Source organism: Paenibacillus sp. J5C2022 (assembly GCF_025567625.1).
Classification (GTDB): domain Bacteria; phylum Bacillota; class Bacilli; order Paenibacillales; family Paenibacillaceae; genus Pristimantibacillus.
Map to the genome: position 1 here is coordinate 1 of NZ_JAOQJC010000102.1, position 1,554 is coordinate 1,554.

The window sequence follows — 1,554 nt, forward strand, 5'->3', positions numbered from 1 at the left end:
TGTGGCCTACACTGGAGCGTCGAAAAGGTGGGTTTAAGTCGAATTAGTGTATGTGGCCTACACTGGAGCGTCGAAAAGATGAGTTTGAGTCGAATTAGTGTATGTGGCCTACACTGGAGCGAGGGAATGATGCGTGCGAAAGGCTGGAATGTATGTGGCCTACATTAGGGAGCCGAAAAGGTGCGTGCGAGGGAATTTAGTGTATGTGGCCAACACTGGAGCAGCAGTAGAGGTGGAGACAGAGCGAGAAGAACGATACCAGAGCGGCGGTAGATCTACGTTCTACCGCCGCTCTGACGTCTTCGCTCTAGCGGCCTACTCCTCCAACGACAGAATCTCGCGAATATCCTGCTCTGTCAGCGAGGAGAACGACTCCTGTCCCGGCTGAATGACTTCGTCGATCAGGCTGCGCTTGCGCTCCTGAAGCTGATACATCTTGTCCTCCACGGTGCCCCGAGCGACCAGCCGGATAACCTGCACGACGCTGCGCTGACCGATGCGATGAGCGCGGTCGGCGGCCTGCTGCTCAACGGCGGGATTCCACCACAAGTCGTACAGGATGACGGTATCCGCCCCCGTCAAGTTCAGTCCCGTTCCGCCCGCCTTCAACGAGAGCAGGAACAGATCGCGCTCGCCTGCATTGAATCGGTTGCACAGCTCCACGCGCTCGGCAGCGGGAGTCGAGCCGTCCAGATAGAAGTAGGAGATGCCGCGGTAGCCTAGCTCCCGGCCAATCATCTCCAGCATCGACGTGAATTGAGAGAAGATGAGCGGGCGCTTGCCGGAGCCGGCGCATTCTTCGATGAGCTCCAGCAGCTGCTCGAACTTCGCAGAGCTCCCCGTGTAATCCTCCGCGAACAGGGCCGGATGACAGCAGATCTGGCGCAGCCGGGTGATGCCGGCCAATATCCGAATGCGTTCCCGGCCGAAGTCGTCGCTGTCCAGGTGCTTCAGCGTCTCGTGCCGCAGCTTGGCCAGATAAGCGGCATACAGCCTGCGCTGCTCCGGCAGCAGCTCCGACGTCTGCATCGTCTCGATCTTCTCCGGCAACTCCTTCAGCACCTCGCTCTTCAAGCGGCGCAGCAAGAACGGACGAATTCGTCTGGCCACGGTCTCCCGGGTCAGATCGCTGAACGCCTTCCGATCCGGGAATAAGCCCGGGAATACGACGCGATAGATGGACCACAGATCCTCCAGCCGGTTCTCGATCGGCGTTCCCGTCAGACCGAATCGATATTCCGCTTCCAGCCCTCGCGCCACTTTGGCGATGGCTGTCGTCGGATTTTTGATCGCCTGGGCTTCATCGAGAATAAGCGTATGGTACTTGCGGCAGGTGTAGTGCTCAGTGTCTCTTCTAAGCAGCGGATAAGAGGTAATGATGACATCGGCATGCATGCTGGCGGAAGCGCTAACGGTCTGTTCAAGATGCGGATGAGCCAACTCCCCAGACCTTTCATCGCACTTCTCGCAGTATCCCTCGTTACTTCTGCCACCGGCAGCAGCACTACCTGCATCTTCAGCGTCGGCATCTTCGGCAGCAGCACTACCTGCATC

At 58.4% G+C, this 1,554-nt stretch carries 1 protein-coding gene; it reads right to left on the reverse strand.

Translation table 11 applies throughout. The features are described from left to right. Positions 1 to 315 precede the first annotated feature (315 nt). Positions 316 to 1,554, reverse strand: a 1,239-nt coding sequence (locus tag M6D81_RS31450; RefSeq protein ID WP_262681607.1) for a DEAD/DEAH box helicase, incomplete at its 5' end; no start/stop codon positions are given.